The sequence below is a fragment of the Bacillus sp. TH13 genome, assembly GCF_016651175.1.
In the GTDB taxonomy this organism is placed as follows: Bacteria; Bacillota; Bacilli; order Bacillales; family Bacillaceae_G; genus Bacillus_A; species Bacillus_A thuringiensis_S.
In genome coordinates, this window is sequence record NZ_JAEKEJ010000025.1 from 768074 (window position 1) to 788695 (window position 20622).

Genomic DNA, 20622 nt, shown 5'->3' on the forward strand with positions numbered 1-20622 from the left:
GTAATCAACCCTTTCCGTCGTCCCTCGTCTATTTATAAAGCAAATACCGTGCCAACTTTTAAAAGTGGTCTTACCAATAATGAAAACGCATTCAAAATGCAGTAAAATCAATACTTTGGAAAATAACAAAAGATTCTGTCTTATTTTGTCGCTTTTTGTATACCATGCAATAAATTGCACGGTACGCAATTTATTGCATGCTATTTTTTGCATAGTCATACTTTTCTAGCTTATAATATAAATTTCGAACGGAAATTCCTAACGCTTTTGCAGTTTGTGTTTTATTCCCATCAAATCTCTCCAAATATTCATGAATAATATTCCCTTCAAACTCTGTCACTAAATGTTCAAGTGGCTTTTCTTCTAATTCAGGTAATAAATGAGATTGCTTTGACTCCACCTGCTCTTCGTTATGTAATGGCGGTAAATGATGTACATCAATATAGATCTCGTTATAATTCATAAAAATAATTGCTCGTCCTAAAATATTTTCAAGTTCCCTCACATTCCCTGGCCATTCGTATGATTGTAAATATAAAATAGCTGAATCAGTGAGCCCTTCTACATTACGACCATAATCTTGATTAATTTTTTGAATCAATCTGTCCGCAATTGTCGGTATATCTCCTTTACGTTGACGAAGAGACGGAATTTGAATTGGAATTTTATTTAATCGATAATATAAATCCTCCCTAAACTTCCCTTCTAGAATAGCCTTTTCTAAATTCACATGTGTCGCTGCAATTACTCGAACATTAATAGGTATCGCTTTCGTTCCACCAACTTTTACAATTTCTTTTTCCTGCAATACACGAAGGAGCTTCGCTTGTGTATTTGCAGATAACTCCCCTATTTCATCTAAAAAAATACTACCGTTATTCGCTTCCTCAAAGAACCCACGTTTCCCGCCTCTTTTCGCTCCAGAAAACGCTCCTTCCTCATAACCAAATAATTCACTTTCTAACAACGTCTCCGAAATGGCCGCACAGTTTACACGGACGAATTTATTGTATTTTCGATTACTTCCATTATGGATTGCATGTGCAAACAATTCTTTACCAGTCCCAGATTCACCGCGTAACAGTACCGTTGCCGGTGTATTCGCTCCTAGCTTCGCCTGTTCGATAGCTGCCGTTGTTTCATCTGAATTTCCGACAATATCATCAAAAGAATATTTCGCTTCTAATGTGCGAATAATTTGCCTCGCTCTATTCAATTCATTTGTTAACTTTTGAATTTCCGACACGTCACGGATAACGCCGACGCTTCCTTTCAATATTCCATCCACAATAACTGGCGCTACGTTTACAATTACATCGCGCTTTTTTTGCCCAATCTTCATATGTATTCCGCGCACCGCACGACGCGTTCGAAGTACTTTCATATGCATACTTTCGCCTTCTACAATATCAGTTGTAGCAGGCTTCCCAATAATATCTTCTTCTGTTAAACCCGTTAATTTCGTATATGCCGGGTTAATGACTAAACCTCTTCCTTTTTCATCCACAACCGAAATCGCTTCTTCAGATGAGTTAATAATCGCCTCTAATAATGTTTGAATTTCTTTTAAGTCTGTAACTTCTTCCGCTAAATCTACAACTTCTGTTATATCTTTAAAAATTGCAAATGCTCCTTGTACCTCTCCGCCCTCTTTTAATATCGGTATACGCGTTGTAATAATTTTCTTTCCATTCTCTAATGTTAGTTCATAATTTACTTCTATTTGTTTCGTACGTATAATGCGAAGTAATTTACTAGTCGGAATAACTTCTAAAATATATTTTCCTATCACCTCTTCTTTTTTATATCCGATAATACGCTCTGCACTTTTATTAAAAAGACGAACTTGTCCCTCTCGATCAATTACGATCATACCGTCATGCGTAGAATTTAAAATTAATTCTCCTTGTTGCGTTTGTTCCTCTAACCGCCCAATTAACCCTTCCTTCTCATGCGCTAATCCTGTAACAATTTTTGCAATATCACCTGGTATAAGAAGAGTGTCTTTTTTCTTTTTTTCCAATAAAACTTTATGTACATCATCTTCACCTGTCATATCAAATATTACATCGATATGCATAGAAAGAAATGGAGTTACACTTTCTCCAATTGCAATCCCATATTCCTTAGCAATTTGTAATCCTTTTGCCACCGGATTTATATCAATAATCCCTATAATTTGAAATATATTCGAACTTTGTAACAGATTCAGCAGTGCGCTCCCACCTTCACCTGCACCAACAATTAATACTTTTTGTTTCATATATTACACTTCCTCTCGAAGTAGCTCTGCAAATTTTTTCACACCTTTATCTTACTCGTTCAGCAACCTCTTGACAAACCACCTTTCCATATAACATCATTAAAATACACGAAATAATCTGAAAAGGAGCGTTATGTATGCAGCGTTACGTTGCTCTACTATTAGCACTCATCCCTATTTCATTAGCTGTGTTTGGTATAAAGTTAATGAGAGATACTGTATTTGGGATTCTATTTCCACCAATCTCTATACTGTGGTTACAATTTTTAATCGGCGCTCTCTGCTTCGGGCTCGGGTTTTATATTTTTGGCGGCTTCGTCGTACACCGAGATCGTAAACGAAATAAAGTACAAGCTCGCTTTAGAAGATAGGAAGGCCCCACTATTTATAAATAAAAAATGAGACCGTTCCACACGGTCTCATTTTTTTATTGGCAATAACGTTCTTGCCGTTTCAGGGTAATCAGTAATAATCGCCGATATATTCATATCAAAATATTTACGCATAAGCGTTTCTTCATTAATTGTATAAGGGCGAACCTCTACACCACTTTCCATCGTTAGTTCGGCAATAGCATCTTGAAGGTAACGATAATTCGGATGTACTGCTGTAGCCCCCATTTTTTTCGCGTATGCCCACGGACTATGCAAACCTTCGCGATATAAAATTGCAGTTTGAATATCAGGAGCCATCATATGGCACCGTTTCATACTGTAGTGATTAAACGAAGAAAATACAACGCGATCCTCTAAACTAAATTTCCGTACAAGCGTTATAACTTCTTCCTCTAAACCTCTGTATGGAATTTTATTATTTTTAAGTTCAATATTAAGTAGCAAACTCGTTTGTTCAAGCCACTCTAATACCTCTTCTAAAAGTGGTATTTTACAAAAACCTACTTTATCACCAAATTTATAACTTGCATCTAACTTGCATAAGTCCTCATATACATAATTCCGAACCGCACCTTTTCCATTTGTTGTCCGGTCCACCGTTTCATCATGAATGACGACAACTTTTCCATCTTTCGTTAATTGAACATCAAGTTCAATTCCATCCGCTCTAAAAGACTCAGCCGCTTCAAATGAAAGCATTGTATTTTCTGGGTACGTTCCAGCCGCACCACGATGCGCAAATATAAGAGTCATCCTCACTCCCCCAATCTTATGCTATACTATACGAAAAAGGAGGTACTTCTATGAGACCATTGCAAATTTCTCCAGATACTGCAGTCCGCTTATCAAAAGCACTAGGTGTTCCACTTGAACAACTCATGCATATGCCGCAACACATTTTAATTCAAAAGCTAGTTGAATTAGAAAAACAAAATAAAGACGAAGAATAATACAGTCCTGTTTTGCAGGGCTTTTTATTATTTTCTATTATATCACGGATGACTTCCCTGCTAAAATCCTTTAACAGATGTGCTACGATGCAATTTAGCCGTTCCTTCATCATTTAATAGTCTGCTTTCTTTTTTGTTGCAAGTCATAAAGAAAGCAGACTATTTATTTATAAGCCCCCATTGCGTCCTTAAACACGATCATAAAAAACTAGAAACCCTTTATATTATTTTTTATTGAACGTGCGGAGCATCCCCTGATTCGTATAGTTCTTTCGCTTTTCCCTCCCCGAATGTAGTTAAAATATAATGTTGCTCTTCTACCGCATCCATCGCTCTAGTTGCTTTACAAACGTTATCTTCTTGAACATCCGAGAAATAATTGTGATCTTCTACAATTTTACTAAAATCTTTTTGTGCCCATCTATTAGCAATTGCTAAAAGCTCATTTTTCTTCGCAAAGCTACTCTGATTTATGATTTCTTTTAATTTTTTAGCATTATTTTGAATCATTGGGATAGAGCCCGATTTTCGTTCTGCCACTACTTTTTGATGAGTCATGCGATGCATCGCTGTAATAACTTCTCTTTCAGTAGAATTTTCAGTAACATACACATCAACAAAGACCCCATCTACCTCTCTACCTACTATTGTTTGGTCTTCTTTTTTATCTATTTGAGCGCTCACTTCTTTATCTACTGGATTATCGGCAAGTTCTAACATTCCAAATGTAACTGCAATAGCAAGAACTCCCATAGCTGCTACTATTCCTAGCCAAGTTGAAATTTTATTTTTCATTCCCCTTCCCCCTATCTATATCTATTTAATTGTCTTATAAAAAACTCACTTACATGTAATATTACTAAAAATAGGTTTTATTTTCCATGATATCAAATAATCTCTTTTTCTAAACAAAATAAAAAAACCAACGAATTATAACATCCATTGGTCTTTCATTAAAAAGTTTATTAGTTTTAAAATTACTGTCGAGTATAGAGTTCCAGCATGCAAAGGGTTTTACTAAAACGAAAACCCTTTGCTACTTCTACTCTCAGCTAGCTTTATGTTCAAGTCTCAGCTTATCCGCAACCATTGCGATAAACTCAGAATTCGTAGGTTTTGCTTTTGACATGGATACTGTATAACCGAATAAGGACGAAATAGAATCAATATTCCCACGGCTCCAAGCTACTTCAATCGCGTGACGAATTGCGCGCTCCACACGGCTTGCTGTTGTATTATATTTCTTTGCGATATCTGGATACAATACTTTCGTAATCGATCCTAATAATTCGATATCGTTGTATACCATGGAGATTGCTTCTCGTAAATACATATATCCTTTAATATGAGCGGGTACACCAATTTCATGAATGATACTCGTAATACTCGCATCTAAGTTTTTCGGTTTTCCATCTACTGTTGTTGCTGATCGGAATGATGGTAGTGGACGTTTAATCATAGCGTTTGCTTTACCACTCACTTGACGAATATGACTCGTTAAATTCTCCATATCAAATGGTTTTAATATGAAATATGAGGCACCTAAGTCAACTGCTTTTTTCGTCACATCTTCTTGCCCGAATGCTGTCAACATAATTACGCTAGGCTGTTTTAACCTTTCAATATGTCGCATTTTTTCCAATACAGCTAAACCATCTAAGTGTGGCATAATAATGTCTAAAACGAGTACATCAGGTTGCTTATCTGTTAATAAGTTTAAACACTCTTGACCATTATAAGCAGTACCGATTACTTCCATATCATCTTGAGCGGCTACATAGCTCTCTAACATTGATACTAGTTCTTTATTATCATCCACAAGACATACTTTAATTTTCTCCACAGCTTTTCCTCCCTTACCGAATCGATTCTCCGACATGTGTATCCTTCTAGGCTACATGAATTGTTCGACAATTGTGTGAAAATTCCCTTTTAAAGTTTCTTACTTTCCGATAAAATCACAAAAAAATATGTTTATCGTTCATTTATTCCCTTTCGCAACACATTCCATCATAGAAATACAACGAAACGTTCAACCCTTTTCTTTTATTTTACAACAAAAAACACCTCTTGCGGAGCTTTTACAAAATTTCAACGAATTTTTCAACAGAAAAAGCGAGCTAATATATATATATTAACTCGCTTTTTTCTCTTGATCATAAATATTAATTCCAGCTTGATGTAACATCCATTCAATATGAACACCATATCCTGATGTTGGATCATTTACAAATACATGCGTAACAGCACCAATTACTTTTCCATTTTGTACAATTGGACTTCCGCTCATTCCTTGTACGATACCGCCCGTTTTCGCTAATAGACGTTTATCTGTTACTTTTATTACCATACCCTTTGTGGCTGGGAATTTTTGTTGCACTGTACTAACAACTTCAATATCAAACGCTTCTACTTTATCTTGATCAATAACTGTTAATATTTTTGCCGGTCCTTCTTTTACTTGATGAGATAATGCGATAGGCATCGGTTTATCCATTATACCGTTTTTCATATTCGTATTTAATTTGCCAAAAATACCATATGGACTATTAATTGTAATATTACCAATCACTTCACGATCTGGTGAGAATCTTGCTAATTTCTCCCCCGGATTCCCATGACTACCTCTTTCAATTGATGTAACTGTCGAGCGCATAATTTGTCCATCTTCGACTTGAATTGGCTTTTTCGTATCATTATCAGAAATAACATGACCAAGTGCCCCGTATTTCATAGAATCTGGATGAACAAATGTCATCGTTCCAATTCCAGCTGCCGAATCACGGATATACAAGCCAATTCGATAAGACGATTCACCGTTGTCTTTTTGTGGAGTTAGCTTCGTACGAATATATTTTCCATCTCTTAACAATACAAGATTAAGCGGTTCACCTGTTTCTCCACTATTATGAACAAACGGTGCTACATCACTCATTCTTTCAATTGTTTTACCATTAATTTCAGTAATCATATCTCCAATTTGTACACCTGCTGTTTCACCAGGAGATATTTTACCCTTTTCAGTTTGAATTAAATGATGGCCTACAACAAGTACACCTTTTGTATTTAATTTCACACCAATTGATTGTCCACCTGGAATCACTTTAAAATCTTTTAACACTCTCACATTTACTTTTTTCACTGGAAAACCAGCAAGCTGAAATACCATATCAGCTTCACCATTTTGATGAGAATTTACCATAAGTCCTTGTTTTTGTTCATTCGAACTCACTGTAAATACATGACGATTTGTGGATGAAGCTTTGAAAACTGGTAATGATGATATTTCTGATTGTTGTCCTTCAAAAACAACAAGTTGTTTCGGTGATGAAATAAACGTTCGAAGCGGTTTAAAACATCCAATAAAAACTAAAGAAACAAGGAGACAAAGACCTATTATTTTTCGAAATTTTTCTAATTTCAACTTGTTCACTCTCCTCGCTCCTACCCCACATTCAGCCTCTTGGCTTCACTTTTTAATCTCTCCTTGCAGTGCATTATTTATAACCGGAAGAATTAAGAAATCGTCATTTGAGAAAAAAAGCTATCCATTACTGGATAGCCTCTGCTGTCTGTTTAAAATGATGCGCTTGCGTAAGTAATTCTTTCGCATGCTCTGTCGTTAAATCTGTGATTTCTACACCAGAAATCATTCGAGCTATTTCTGTTACTTTATCCTCCATAGTTAAAACAGTAACTGATGTAATTGTACGATCATTCGCTACTTGTTTTCGAATAAATAAATGTGAATCCGCCATTGAAGCTACTTGAGGTAAGTGCGTAATACAAAGTACTTGCGAGTTTACTGATACTCGATAAATTTTTTCCGCAATAGCCTGTGCGACTCGGCCACTTACACCCGTATCCACTTCATCAAAAATAACAGATGCAACCCCTTGATGCTTAGAAAAAATGCTTTTTAAAGCTAAAATAATACGAGATAACTCTCCGCCAGAAGCAACCTTTGAAAGTGGTTTTAGCGGCTCTCCTGGGTTCGTTGAAATATAAAATTCCACATGATCGTAACCATCCGCCGTAAGTCTTACCGGTGCACCTTCCACAAGGGGTTCTTCTGCATTTCCTTCTCTCTTCATAATTCTCACTTCAAATTTCGTTTTTTCCATATATAATTCTTTTAATTCCTGATGAATTGCATTTGTAAGATGTTCTGCAAGCTCATGACGCATATTACTTAACAACGTTGCTTCTTTCAGAATAACACTTTCTAATTCCTTCAACTGTTTCTTCGTCGTTTCAATATGAACGTCTTTATTTTCAATTGTAAAAATTTCCTGTTCAATTTTATCTGCATACGCTAAAATCTCTTCTACAGTATTTCCATATTTTCTCTTTAGCATACGAATTTCATTCAAACGTGTTTCGATCTCATCTAAACGATTTGGATCATATTCCATCATATCGAGCTTTTCTCTCAGTTGATAGGCAACCTCTTCTAATAAGTAGTAGCTATTTGCAATTGAATCATAATTCTCTTGATACACTTCATCTAAATGTGTAATACTTTCCATTTGCCCCATTGCACTTCTTACATTATCTAATCCTTTTCCGTCGGCACTTAACGAACGATATGCATCACCTAACGCTTTATAAATCTTTTCAAAATTAGAAATTTGCAATCGTTCCTCAGTTAATTCATTTTCTTCATCCATCTTTAAATCCGCCTTGCGAATTTCTTCATGCTGAAATTGAATTAAATCTAGGCGATGTGCCATTTGTTGTTCATTTTCACTTAACGATTTCAATTGTTTTTTTAATTTTTCATAGTCAGCGTATACGTTTTGATATATATCTAATTGTTTAACGATTCGATCCCCATCAAAGTGATCAAGCATAAAAAGATGTCGTTCTTCATTCATTAAATCTTGCGTTTCGTGCTGTCCATGAATATCAACAAGTGTTTTCCCAATTTCTTTTAATATGCTAAGTGTAACAAGCTTCCCATTTACACGACATACACTCTTCCCGTTCGCAGCAATATCACGCTTTAAAATAATCATGCCATCTTCTATTTCTATATCTAACTCTTCTGCCTTTTCAATACATGGATGCTTCTCATCTTCAACATAAAATAGCCCTTCAATCTCAGCCTTTTCTGTTCCATATCGAACAAATTCTGCTGACCCACGGCCACCTACAAGTAAACTAATTGCATCAATAATAATCGATTTTCCGGCCCCTGTTTCACCGCTTAAAACCGTTAAACCTTTTTGAAAAGAAATATTTAATGCTTCAATAATAGCAAAGTTTCTAATCGATAATTCCGATAACAATGCCCCATTCACCTCGTTATAAAATAATCCCTTACTAAAGGATTTTCTCAGTTCTTCATTCAAATAATCATGCTATATATTTGTATGTATATACTCTTCTAACCCGCTTCATTGTACCAAACATTCGTTTTACGGGTCAATCCATCTATTTTCTAACTTTATGCAAACAAAATATTATATTACAATTGAAAAATCATATTTTTAACCAATAAAAATATCTTGTTCACTTCCCACTTTACGATGGAAAGCAAACAAGATTTTTTGTTACAACATATTTAAGAAACGATCAGAGACAACACCTGTATCGTCAGGTGTACGGCAAATAATTAAGCAAGTATCATCACCACAGATGGTTCCGATGATCTCATCCCACTCTAAATGATCAATAAGTGCTCCAAGTGAATGAGCGTTACCAGGCAATGTTTTTAGCACAAGCATATGTCCTGCCGTGTCTAATTTTACAAATGAATCCACTAGATTTCGTTTTAATTTTTGTAACGGGTTAAATCGTTGATCTGCTGGCAAGCTATATTTATAGCGTCCATCATGCAATGGCACCTTCACTAAGTGCAGTTCTTTAATATCGCGCGATACTGTTGCTTGCGTTACATTAAATCCCTCATTACGTAAAATATCAACTAATTCATCTTGTGTTTCAATTTCTTTGTTTGCAATAATTTCCCTGATTTTAATATGGCGCTGACCTTTATTCATACATTTGCACCTCACACTATCTCTTACCATAGTTTAAACATTGGTATACTTCACTTATTTATGTTAACTTATAATTCGTTTCTTGTACACAATTGTTTTTACAATCATTATACAATTACAACAAAAAGAGGAACAACATATGTTATTCCCCTTTCCCTTTTTGTTTTAGAACGTCATGCGCTTCTGTAACAACTTGCTCTATAGAAATTGGAGAATGATTTTCGCCATTCTCACGTTCACCATGCCATTTCAGGTGAATTAAAAATTCAATATTACCATCCCCACCCGTAATTGGTGAGAATGTTAAACCTTCCACATCATAGCCTTCTTTTAAAGCAAACTCGACAATCATTTCTACAACAGCTTCATGTACTTTTCTATCACGAACGATACCTTTTTTCCCAACTTGCTCTCTTCCAGCTTCAAACTGAGGTTTAATTAACGCTGCTACATCCCCGTTAGGCATAAGCATTGTTTTTAAAACTGGCAGTATAAGCTTTAATGATATAAATGAAACATCAATACTTGCAAATTGAGGTAAACCACGTTCTAAGTCTGCTGGTGTCACGTAACGGAAATTTGTTCGTTCCATTACAACAACACGCTCATCTTGACGTAATTTCCACGCTAGTTGATTGTATCCTACATCTAATGCATAAGATAATTTCACTCCATTTTGAAGCGCACAATCTGTAAAGCCACCAGTTGATGAACCAATATCTATCATAACTTTATCTTGTAAATCAAGATGAAATGTCTCTAATGCCTTTTCAAGTTTATAACCACCACGACTTACATACGGCATAACTTGTCCCTTCACCGTAATCTCAGTATCTTGCGAGATTTTCTCTCCTGGCTTATCAAGTCTCATTTCATTTGCATATACGAGTCCCGCCATAATGGCGCGCTTTGCTTTCTCACGCGTTTCTATAAGTCCTCGCTCTACTAATAGTACATCTACTCTTTCTTTTTTTATGCTCATTTGTTACGCCCTTTTTTGTTTTGATGGAATCATTGTATGAATACGGTCTACGACAGCATCTGTCGTTAAACCAATTTCTTCTAATAATTTTGTTACACTTCCGTGCTCTATGAAGCGGTCTGGAATACCCATTCGTTCAACTAATGCACTATGGTAACCATTTTCAGATGCAAATTCAACTACTCCTGTTCCAAAACCACCAATTAAGCAAGCTTCTTCAATCGTTAAAATCGGTATATTCTTTCCTAGAAGATCATGTAAATATGCTTCATCCATTGGTTTAATAAAGCGAGCATTCACTACTTTCACTGAAACTCCAGCTTTTTCAAGACGCTCAGCGGCTTCCATTGCCATTGGTATTGTCGTACCAAACGTTAAAATAGCTGCTTGTGTACCCTCTTTTAACGTCTCCCACGTACCGATCGGAATCGCCTTTAATTCTTCATCCATATGAACGCCAAGTCCATTACCGCGCGCATAACGCAATGCGATTGGTCCATCTTCATATTTCATCGCCGTATAAACTAAATGTTGCCCTTCATTTTCATCTTTCGGCATCATAAGCACCATATTTGGCAAGTGACGTAAGAATGAGATATCAAATACGCCTTGATGCGTTTCACCATCTGCTCCTACTAATCCTGAGCGATCTATTCCAATGAAAACATTTAGATTTTGGCGGCATATATCATGAACAACTTGGTCATATGCTCTTTGTAGAAATGTCGAATAAATTGCTAAGAATGGCTTCATTCCTTGCGTTGCCATACCTGCTGCCATTGTTGTAGCATGCTGTTCTGCAATACCTACATCAATCATACGATTTGGGAATTCTTTTTGGAATTTCTCAAGTTTTGATCCAACAGGCATTGCAGGTGTAATTGCTACGATACGCTCATCCGCTCTCGCTAGCTTAAGTACTGTTTCACTAACAACAGCACTCCATGCTGGTGCAACTTCTTTCGGCTTAACGAAGTCACCTGATTCAATTTTATAAGGTCCTGTTCCATGCCAAGTTCCAATAACGTCACTCTCGGCCGGTTTATAACCTTTTCCTTTTTTCGTAATAACGTGAACAAGCACTGGGCCTTTTGTTTTCTTTGCATATTGCAACGTTTCGAATAACTTTTCATAATCATGCCCATCGACTGGACCTAAATATGTAAAGCCTAACTCTTCGAAAAAGACACCAGATACTAGTAAATATTTAAGACTATCTTTTATTTTCTCTGCTGTCGCAGCCACTTTCCCGCCAACTGCTGGGATTTTCTTTAATATATACTCTAATTCATCTTTTACCCAGTGATATTTTCCTGCGGTACGTAAACGACCAAGTACATTATGGAGCGCACCAACGTTTGGTGCAATTGACATTTCATTATCATTCAAAATAACAATCATATCTGTCTTTTCATGTCCAATATGGTTCAATGCCTCTAAAGCCATTCCGCCTGTTAAAGCACCATCTCCAATAATTGGTATAACATATTCTTTCGTTTTCTTTAAATCACGTGCCAGAGCCATTCCCATTGCAGCCGATAACGATGTCGAGCTATGACCAGTTTCCCATACGTCGTGCTCACTCTCGCAACGTTTCGGAAAACCACATAGGCCTTGATATTGCCTTAATGTACCAAACTCTTTCGCGCGTCCAGTTAAAATTTTATGTACATAGGATTGATGTCCTACATCCCATAAAAATTTATCTTGCGGGCTATCAAATAATTTATGCAGAGCAATTGTGAGTTCTACTACACCTAAATTAGGTGCAATATGTCCACCTGTTTGAGAGAGCTCTTCAATTAAAAACTTACGAATATCCTCACTCAATCCCTCTAGTTCACTGATAGACATATCTTTCAAAAAACTAGGGTTTTGAATTTGCGTTAGATCCACATGGATCACTCACTTTCATTTCATAATCTGTCAACATGTCAAATATTATAAAAAACATTTACACAAAACAAGAAATTCTCTTTTCTATTTTTCGTCTTGTCCCGACATTAACCAGTCTATTGCGCCCTAATCCTATTATAAACCATATTTCTTTAGGCGATGAAAAAAATAGCCGCTAACACGAAGTGATAACGGCAATGTAATCTACATATATTTTTGCCAATAACAAGAAAAGAAAAACCTTTTCCTACAGTTATATCATAAAATGATGAATGACTCAACAAATGAAAACGCTGTTATATTAGTTATTACGTTTTGCAATTAAATCGCAAATAGATAGTAAATATTCATCTTGTAATTGCAAGGAGCTAATCGCACCTTTTGCTTCTGCAATTGTTTCTTCTAAAATATCCTTTGCTCTATCTACAGTAAACAACGTCGTATATGTGCTCTTTTCGTTAGAAAGATCACTACCAATCGGTTTCCCAATCTCTTCTTCGGTTCCTTCGACATCTAAAATATCATCTCGAATTTGGAAAGCTAGACCGATATATTTGGCAAACGTAAGCAATTTTTCTTCTTGCTCTTCTGTTGCATCAGAAAGTATCGCACCCGCAAGTACAGCAAACTCAAGCAGTTTTCCCGTCTTATGTTTATGGATGTACTCCAGTTCATCAATCGTAAGGCGTTTCCCTTCAGCTTCCATATCTGCCACTTGTCCGCCAACCATTCCTTCTGGTCCTGCTGCTTTTGCAAGTTCAAGTACAAGTCTTACTTTTTTTTCGGCAGAAATTTCTTTTTGCTCATATGCCATAATAACTTGAAAAGCATACGTCAATAAGCCATCTCCTGCTAAAACTGCCATCGCTTCACCAAATACTTTGTGATTTGTGGGCTTTCCTCTTCTTAAATCATCATCATCCATACAAGGTAGATCATCATGAACTAAAGAATATGTATGAATCATTTCAAGAGCACAAGCTGCACCTATTCCAAGATTTCTTTCTTTCCCAAACGCTTGTAATGTTGCAAACAAAAGTAACGGGCGGAGACGTTTTCCACCCGCTTCCAAAGAATATGCCATCGCTTCACGAAGTACATTTGGACATTGTAATTCATTTGCATAGCTTACAAGTTTCTCTTCTACGAAAGTTTTACTTTCTTTCAAAAAAGTATCAAAAGCAATCGTCACTATGCTTCATCTCCTACAGCAGTAAACGGTTCAAGCTCTCCATCTTCCCCAAGAATAACTGCCATTTGTTCTTGTACATTCTTCAACTTCTCATCACAAAGCTTAGATAACTCCATGCCCTCTTTAAAATAAGAAATCGCTTCTTCTAACGGTACGTCACCTTGTTCTAGCTTAGAAACAAGATGCTCAAGTTGCGAAATTGCCTCTTCAAAGCTTAATTTATTTTCCATTATTCAATTCACGCTCCTCTATGCCTGATACGCTACAATCTAGTATTCCATCTTGTAATTGAACTGAAACAGCATCTCCAAGGCTTACATCTTTCACACTTTTTAACACTTGCTTCTCTTCATCATATACAAGCCCGTACCCTCTCATCATTACTTTAAGCGGACTTAACGCTTCAAGTTTTTGAGCAGCTCTTACAAAGGCAAATTCTTTCGTTTGAAGTAACGTTTGCATTTCACGTTGTAATTGCTTTTGCAACGTTTCAACAGCTACCTTCGTTTGCATAATTTTTTGAGATGGGTGGTGCTTCTCTAAATAAAATGAAAGTTGCTTTAACTGATTCACCTTTTTATCAATATAGCGCTCTTTAGCTAAAACAAGCTGTTCTAGCGCTCTATCTAATTGCTCTTCCTTTTGCTCATATACTTGTCTTGGATAACGGAACGCATACGATCTTTGCAACACTTGTAGTTTTTCTTCTTTTTTATGTACTAACTCTCTCATCGCTCTTTGCAATCTCAGAGTTCTTTGTAATACCTTTTCTTGTAACTCTATAATGTTAGGTGCTGCCAGCTCAGCTGCTGCAGTCGGTGTTGGCGCGCGTAAATCTGCAACAAAATCTGCGATTGTAAAATCCGTTTCATGGCCTACTGCCGAAATAATAGGAATTTCACTCTTAAAGATTGCTCTTGCAACCATTTCCTCATTGAAAGCCCATAATTCCTCAATAGAACCTCCACCACGGCCAACGATTAGTACATCTATCTCTCCCATTTCATTCGCTGTACGAATCGCTTGTACAATCGAGGGAGCCGCTGACTCCCCTTGTACAAGTACCGGAAATACAATAACATTCCCAATTGGATAACGACGTTTAATCGTTGTTATAATATCACGAATCGCTGCTCCTGTTGGCGACGTAATCACACCTATTGTTTTAGCGTAAGGAGGAATTGCTTTTTTATAAACTTGAGAAAAAAGTCCTTCTTCTTCTAAACGAACTTTTAACTGTTCGTACGCTAAATGTAAATTTCCGACTCCGTCAGGCTGCATGTCTTGAATATAAATTTGATAAGAACCACTCGCCTCGTAAACAGAGATTTTCCCTTTCACGAGTACCTTCATCCCATTTTCAGGTTTGAATTTAATATTACGATTATGACCCGCAAACATAACCGCTGCGATTCTTGCATTTTCATCTTTCAATGTAAAATACATGTGGCCACGGCTATGATTTTTAAAGTTGGAAATTTCACCTTTTAACCAAACAGACTGCAAATGCGGATCATATTCTATTTTTGTTTTTATATAGCGTGTTAACGCTGTAACGGTTAAATATTGCTTCTCCATTTCTCTCTCCTCATAGCCGACTCAAATTATTTACAAACGACACCTGCACGTTTGGCAGATTCAACAGTATTATGAAGAAGCATTGTGATTGTCATTGGACCAACACCCTTTGGCACAGGTGTAATGTAACCCGCAACATTTAACACGTTGTCAAAGTCAACATCACCACAAAGTTTACCTGTTTCTAAACGGTTTACACCAACGTCAATTACAACCGCTCCTTCTTTAATATAATCCGCTGTTATCATTTTAGGTCGTCCAACAGCTACGATTAAAATATCCGCTAACTTCGATAACTCTTTCATATTTTGCGTCTTAGAATGACAATATGTGACAGTTGCATTTTCATTTAAGAACAATTGTCCCACTGGTTTACCGACAATATTACTTCTTCCAATTACTACTACATGTTTTCCAGAAATATCAAGATTTGTTTCTTTTACTAATTCTACGATACCATGCGGTGTACATGGAAGGAATGTATCTTGTCCCGTCATCATACGTCCCACGCTGATTGGGTGAAATCCGTCTACATCCTTTTCTGGTGAAATTCTTTCAATGATAGCTTTTTCTTCAATATGTTTTGGTAAAGGTAATTGCACTAATATGCCATTAATGCGGTCATCGCCATTTAAGCGATCGATTTCAGCAAGCAAGCGTTCCTCAGTAATTGTTTCAGGAAGTTCAATTAGCTCTGAGTAAATCCCTACTTGTTCACAGCCTTTTTCTTTTCCTTTTACATAAGAACGAGATGCTGGATCTTCTCCAACTAAAATAACTGCTAATCCTGGTACAACCCCTTGCTCTTTCAACTTCACAACTTCTTCTGTTAATTGTGCTCGTTTTTTCTCCGCAACTTCATTTCCTTTGATGATTACTGCTACCATTTTAAGATTCCCCCTTAAAGAATTTACAGTGTATCTTTTATATTAGATAAAACGCCGTTAATAAAACGACGAGATTCCTCATCCCCAAATGTTTTAGCAATTTCAATTGCTTCGTTAATTGTTACGTTGTGTGGAATTTCTTCCATGTACTTCATTTCATACACAGCTACACGTAAAATACTGCGATCAACAATACTAATACGCTCAAGCTTCCACTTTTTTAAGTTTTGACGAATCGCTTCATCGATTGCTTCTTTATTTTCTACAAAACCTACTACAAGTGACTCTAGAAACTCATTTGTTTCTTCGCCTTCATCTAGCGTGTTTTCCACTGCTACTTTCGGTTCTAATTCACCTGTAATATCCATTTGGTATAATGCTTGCATTGCTCTTTCTCTAGCCGTCCTACGTTTCATTGTAACTCTCCTTTATGCTTCAAGTCTTTCCTTATACTTTGTTATATTATTATAATTTATAAGCCGTCAATTCACTTACTCTTACAGTTTTCATTGATTTTCCAACCTTATAATACAATGATAATAACACAATTTATCGTTTCACACACGGGTTACAAGGCTGAAAAATAATAAAAAGATTAACTTCAAGTTCCATATCTTATCACAATGTACGTTTTTTGGAAAAACGACACATTTCCTTATTTATTTCTTATTTTTTGAAATAGTATAATAATTAGAGGGTTGTAATTTGTGAAGAAATGAAACGATAAAAAAGATGCCTATGTTACTAGGCACCTTTTCATTCTTACACTGGTTCGATTTCTGTTTTTTGTGTTTCGAATGTTACGCCAACGATGTGAACATTCACTTCTTTTGGCTCAAGTCCTGTCATTGTAAAGAGCGCTTGGCGAATATTGTCTTGAATCTTTTGTGCAACAACTGGAATTGCTACACCAAAATACATTACAACATAAAGGTCAACGATAATATCTTCGTTTGCTAATTCAACCTTTACACCTTTACCATGATTTTTCTTACCTAACTTCTCAACAACATCTGTAGCAAAATTACCGCGCATTGCCGCTACACCTTCTACTTCAGCAGCTGCAATACCTGCAATTACTTCAATTACTTCTGGTGCAATTTCTACTTTACCAAGAGTTGTATCTTGACCCATATCTAACATATGTTCAGCCATGAAAAAAACCTCCTTTAATGTATCACTGCGTCACAAGTTCATGCTCTTCCAAAAACTTCGTATTAAACTCACCTTTTACAAAATCAGGATGATCTAGCAATTGCAAATGGAACGGGATTGTTGTATGTACGCCTTCAATGACAAATTCACTAAGTGCGCGCTTCATTTTTGCAATTGCCTCTTCACGTGTTTTTCCGTGAACAATTAATTTAGCAACCATCGAATCATAGAAAGGTGGGATGGAATATCCCGGATATACAGCTGAATCGACGCGAATACCAAATCCTCCTGGTGGTAAGTACATTTCTACTTTACCTGGAGATGGCATAAATTTTTTGGCAGGGTTTTCCGCATTAATTCGACATTCAATTGCCCAACCATTAAATTGTACTTCTTCTTGCTGTAACGATAACTTTTCTCCTGAAGCAACAAGAATTTGTTCTTTAATTAAGTCCATTCCCGTTACCATTTCAGTAACCGGATGCTCTACCTGAATTCTCGTATTCATCTCCATGAAATAAAAGGTTTTCGTTTTATATTCATAAATAAACTCAACCGTACCAGCACCTGTATAATCAACCGCTACCGCCGCTTTTACTGCCGCTTCACCCATCTGCTTGCGAATATCTTCATCAAGTGCAGGTGATGGACTTTCTTCTAATAGTTTTTGCAAACGGCGCTGAATTGTACAATCACGCTCTCCTAAATGAATGGCATTTCCGTGTGTATCTGCCATTATTTGAATCTCAACATGACGGAAATCTTCAACGTACTTTTCTAAGTATACACCAGGGTTCCCAAAAGCGGTACTAGCTTCTTGCTGTGTAATTTGAATTCCTTTTATAAGCTCTTCTTCATGGCGTGCAACACGAATACCTTTTCCGCCGCCACCTGCAGTCGCTTTAATAATAACTGGATATCCAATTTGATTAGCAAGCTCGATCGCTTCTTCGGTATTTTTAATAATCCCTTGTGAACCTGGTACAATCGGAACCCCTGCTTCTTTCATTGTATCACGAGCAACGTCTTTTGTGCCCATCTTTGAAATAGCTTCTGGACTTGGACCGATAAAAATTAAGTTACATTCACGGCATAACTCTGCGAAATCTGCATTCTCTGCTAAGAATCCGTATCCCGGATGAATAGCATCGCAGCCTGTTAACTTCGCAACGCTAATAATGTTCGTCAAATTTAAATAGCTTTCTTTCGAAATCGTTGGTCCTACACAATACGCTTCATCTGCAATCTGTACGTGAAGTGACTCTTTATCTGCTTCTGAATAAATTGCAACTGTTTCAATGTCCATTTCTTTACAAGCACGAATAATTCGTACAGCAATTTCCCCACGATTGGCTATTAATACTTTTTTTATCATCACAAAGACTCCCTTATTACGCTTTTACAAGAAATAGCGGTTGTCCATACTCAACAAGCTGTCCGTTATTAACAAGAATTTCAACAATTTCGCCCTCTACATCAGCATCAATTTCGTTAAATAACTTCATAGCCTCGACAATACATACGATAGAATCTTTCGATACTCTATCCCCAACACTTACATATGGAGGTGTATCAGGTGAAGATGAAGAATAGAATGTACCTACCATTGGTGAGGTAATCTTATGTAGGTTTTCATCTTGAACAGTTTTCTTCTCTTCTTGTTTTGGTGCTTCTGCTTGCGCTGCTGCTACTGTCGTTTCAACTTCAACAGGCGCTACTGGTTGCATAGCTTGTTTTGCTGCAGGTGCTTGTACAGCAACAACTTCATTACCACGCTTTTTCATTTTGATTGTTGTACCGTCTTTTTTGTATTCAAATTCATCAATATTAGAGCTATCAATTAATTTAATTAATTCACGAACTTCTTGAATTTTAAACATGTAAAATCCACTCCCATACTCTTGTTTGTCCCGTTTTTACAGATTCTCGTCACGAAAACTAGATTGACTGTAAAAATACGATGTATTCTATTAGAAAATATATTTCATTAACTAATAGAAATATTTACTATGTCCATCTTACGATAAATTTTTTAAACATTCCAATTTATATTTCTTTATAATAAATCGAAACTCCTGTAAAAAATATTATTCCAATAAAAAATTATTACCTAGTAATAATACCAAGTTTCACATGAAATTGGCAAGACCACTTCAAAAAAAACATTCACTACTTTTTCAAAACGTTACACAGCAAACACGCCATTCCCTCTCCACTCTTCACCACATCTATAGTCAATAACATATTTTTACCAAATATTAATTTTTGTTTACACGCCGTTCATCATTCCTTCATATAAGAATAGTATGTTCAAAGTGTAGAAAATATATTGTGCCGAGGTGTGGAAATATGATATGGCTCATTCTCTTTTTACCTGCCGTAATCGTTTGGGCATGCGTTCTTTGCATCCACGTCAAATCCGGAAAAAGTAATCATCAGTACCATGAACCATTAATCTTTTACTCACAACGTGTTTCTCCATTCCGAGTTGAACATAGTAAAAATAACTACAAAGACAAAATAGAAAAAAGCTATCGAAAATGATAGCTTTTTTCTATTAACACGTTTACTTACATACTCTATTTCACTATTTGCATACCCTTTGCTTAGTAAAAGGTAATAATCCGCAGGGAAACCCCTACGGATTAAAGTTTCACTTATTTCGCTGGTGGATCAAATTTCACACCTACATCTTTTGATCCGCCTTCACTTCTTACAAGTTGAATAATTTTATTTGCTTCTTTCTGTGAATGTTTTGCCGCTTTAACCGTTACTCTAATATCTGTACCATCAGCTCTTACAAGAGCATCTGGATATCCTCCTTGAGATTTAATTACTGTCTCAAGTAATTCTTGCTTCGTTTCCATTGTAGTGATTGCATCAAAGTTATCTTTCGCTTTACTCTTTTCTGTTGCTGAAGATTTCGAAGAATTCATCACTTCTTGTAATTTTGCTTTCGCTTCACTACGTTGATCTTCCATTTGCATACGTAAAGCTGTGAAATTCTCATCACTTGATTGAACTGATACATTACCCTCTTTTTTACTTGTTTCTTTTTTAGTATTTTCTTTTTTGTCTGTTTCTTTATTCGTTGTTTCTTTATTTGTTGTTTCCTTGCTTGTATTTTCTTTTTTCGGGGTTTCTTTAGGTGCTTCGTTTGTTACTGCTTTATCAGTACCTTGTTTTTCTTGTCCAATCTTTTCACCTGTTGCCGGCGATGCTGTATTCATTTTGTCAGGAGTTGTCACGTAATACACAGATAGTACAACAACTAAACTTAACATCGTTAATAGCCAAACTGTTTGTTTTTTTAACACTT

At 36.3% G+C, this 20622-nt stretch carries 21 protein-coding genes; 3 read left to right on the forward strand and 18 right to left on the reverse strand.

All coding sequences use genetic code 11. The features are described 5' to 3' along the window. Positions 1-190: 190 nt before the first annotated feature. On the reverse strand, positions 191-2263 hold the full coding sequence (locus JFU02_RS12160) for a sigma-54 interaction domain-containing protein (protein WP_000810980.1): 2073 nt from the start codon (positions 2261-2263) through the stop codon (positions 191-193). 137 nt (positions 2264-2400) lie between these two features. Here JFU02_RS12160 and JFU02_RS12165 point away from each other — a divergent pair, with 137 nt between their 5' ends. Continuing rightward, positions 2401-2634, forward strand: coding sequence for a DUF2627 domain-containing protein (locus JFU02_RS12165; protein ID WP_001190212.1), 234 nt, complete (start codon positions 2401-2403; stop codon positions 2632-2634). Between the two features lie 48 nt (positions 2635-2682). Here JFU02_RS12165 and JFU02_RS12170 read toward each other — a convergent pair whose 3' ends face one another. Beyond that, positions 2683-3411 (reverse strand): glycerophosphodiester phosphodiesterase, encoded by a 729-nt coding sequence (locus JFU02_RS12170; RefSeq protein WP_000172594.1) that lies wholly within the window; start codon positions 3409-3411, stop codon positions 2683-2685. Positions 3412-3461: 50 nt separating this feature from the next. Between JFU02_RS12170 and JFU02_RS12175 the strand changes: the two genes are divergently transcribed. Further along, a complete protein-coding gene (locus JFU02_RS12175) occupies positions 3462-3608 on the forward strand; it encodes a YycC family protein (RefSeq protein ID WP_001247671.1) in 147 nt (48 codons plus the stop codon). A gap of 231 nt (positions 3609-3839) precedes the next feature. Here JFU02_RS12175 and JFU02_RS12180 read toward each other — a convergent pair whose 3' ends face one another. From JFU02_RS12180 to accB, 15 genes are all read right to left on the reverse strand, one after another. Beyond that, positions 3840-4403 carry a PRK06770 family protein gene (locus JFU02_RS12180; RefSeq protein ID WP_086407232.1) on the reverse strand — a complete coding sequence of 188 codons (564 nt, stop codon included), beginning with the start codon at positions 4401-4403 and terminating at the stop codon, positions 3840-3842. A 253-nt stretch (positions 4404-4656) separates the two neighbouring features. Continuing rightward, entirely contained in the window at positions 4657-5451 is a 795-nt protein-coding gene (spo0A, locus tag JFU02_RS12185; protein ID WP_011110369.1) for a sporulation transcription factor Spo0A, read from the reverse strand. A 291-nt stretch (positions 5452-5742) separates the two neighbouring features. Further along, positions 5743-7041 carry a SpoIVB peptidase gene (spoIVB, locus tag JFU02_RS12190; protein ID WP_003307836.1) on the reverse strand — a complete coding sequence of 433 codons (1299 nt, stop codon included), beginning with the start codon at positions 7039-7041 and terminating at the stop codon, positions 5743-5745. Positions 7042-7159: 118 nt separating this feature from the next. Further along, positions 7160-8899 carry a DNA repair protein RecN gene (gene recN, locus JFU02_RS12195; protein ID WP_000947762.1) on the reverse strand — a complete coding sequence of 580 codons (1740 nt, stop codon included), beginning with the start codon at positions 8897-8899 and terminating at the stop codon, positions 7160-7162. Positions 8900-9163: 264 nt separating this feature from the next. Next, a complete protein-coding gene (gene argR, locus JFU02_RS12200) occupies positions 9164-9613 on the reverse strand; it encodes an arginine repressor ArgR (protein ID WP_001032580.1) in 450 nt (149 codons plus the stop codon). 142 nt (positions 9614-9755) lie between these two features. After that, positions 9756-10595, reverse strand: coding sequence for a TlyA family RNA methyltransferase (locus JFU02_RS12205; RefSeq protein ID WP_086407233.1), 840 nt, complete (start codon positions 10593-10595; stop codon positions 9756-9758). 3 nt (positions 10596-10598) lie between these two features. Beyond that, the gene (gene dxs / locus JFU02_RS12210; protein WP_000366456.1) at positions 10599-12491 is read right to left on the reverse strand and encodes a 1-deoxy-D-xylulose-5-phosphate synthase; all 1893 of its coding nucleotides are present in this window, start codon (positions 12489-12491) and stop codon (positions 10599-10601) included. 301 nt (positions 12492-12792) lie between these two features. Beyond that, complete coding sequence (gene ispA / locus JFU02_RS12215; RefSeq protein WP_061666302.1) at positions 12793-13683, reverse strand: (2E,6E)-farnesyl diphosphate synthase; 891 nt, start codon at positions 13681-13683, stop codon at positions 12793-12795. Further along, positions 13683-13913, reverse strand: a complete 231-nt coding sequence (xseB, locus tag JFU02_RS12220; protein ID WP_000428424.1) for an exodeoxyribonuclease VII small subunit — start codon at positions 13911-13913, stop codon at positions 13683-13685. The genes ispA and xseB overlap by 1 nt, the downstream gene beginning before the upstream one ends. Further along, positions 13903-15261 carry an exodeoxyribonuclease VII large subunit gene (gene xseA, locus JFU02_RS12225; protein ID WP_061666301.1) on the reverse strand — a complete coding sequence of 453 codons (1359 nt, stop codon included), beginning with the start codon at positions 15259-15261 and terminating at the stop codon, positions 13903-13905. Before xseA ends, xseB begins: the two co-directional genes overlap by 11 nt. A 26-nt stretch (positions 15262-15287) precedes the next feature. Continuing rightward, positions 15288-16148, reverse strand: coding sequence for a bifunctional methylenetetrahydrofolate dehydrogenase/methenyltetrahydrofolate cyclohydrolase FolD (folD, locus tag JFU02_RS12230; protein ID WP_061666300.1), 861 nt, complete (start codon positions 16146-16148; stop codon positions 15288-15290). A 23-nt stretch (positions 16149-16171) separates the two neighbouring features. Further along, positions 16172-16564, reverse strand: coding sequence for a N utilization substance protein NusB (gene nusB, locus JFU02_RS12235; RefSeq protein WP_000830247.1), 393 nt, complete (start codon positions 16562-16564; stop codon positions 16172-16174). Between the two features lie 346 nt (positions 16565-16910). Beyond that, a complete protein-coding gene (locus tag JFU02_RS12240) occupies positions 16911-17303 on the reverse strand; it encodes an Asp23/Gls24 family envelope stress response protein (protein ID WP_000807630.1) in 393 nt (130 codons plus the stop codon). 22 nt (positions 17304-17325) lie between these two features. Continuing rightward, positions 17326-18678: an acetyl-CoA carboxylase biotin carboxylase subunit gene (accC, locus tag JFU02_RS12245; protein WP_000592870.1), complete on the reverse strand. Its 1353-nt coding sequence runs from the start codon at positions 18676-18678 to the stop codon at positions 17326-17328. A 16-nt stretch (positions 18679-18694) separates the two neighbouring features. Next, on the reverse strand, positions 18695-19183 hold the full coding sequence (gene accB, locus JFU02_RS12250; protein ID WP_000472863.1) for an acetyl-CoA carboxylase biotin carboxyl carrier protein: 489 nt from the start codon (positions 19181-19183) through the stop codon (positions 18695-18697). A 469-nt stretch (positions 19184-19652) separates the two neighbouring features. On the opposite strand from accB, the gene JFU02_RS12255 reads away from it, so the two are divergent. Then, positions 19653-19847: a hypothetical protein gene (locus tag JFU02_RS12255; RefSeq protein ID WP_003309905.1), complete on the forward strand. Its 195-nt coding sequence runs from the start codon at positions 19653-19655 to the stop codon at positions 19845-19847. 113 nt (positions 19848-19960) lie between these two features. Here the strand turns inward: JFU02_RS12255 and JFU02_RS12260 are convergent, their stop codons facing one another. Then, positions 19961-20620 (reverse strand): SpoIIIAH-like family protein, encoded by a 660-nt coding sequence (locus tag JFU02_RS12260; protein ID WP_000914712.1) that lies wholly within the window; start codon positions 20618-20620, stop codon positions 19961-19963. Positions 20621-20622 lie beyond the last annotated feature (2 nt).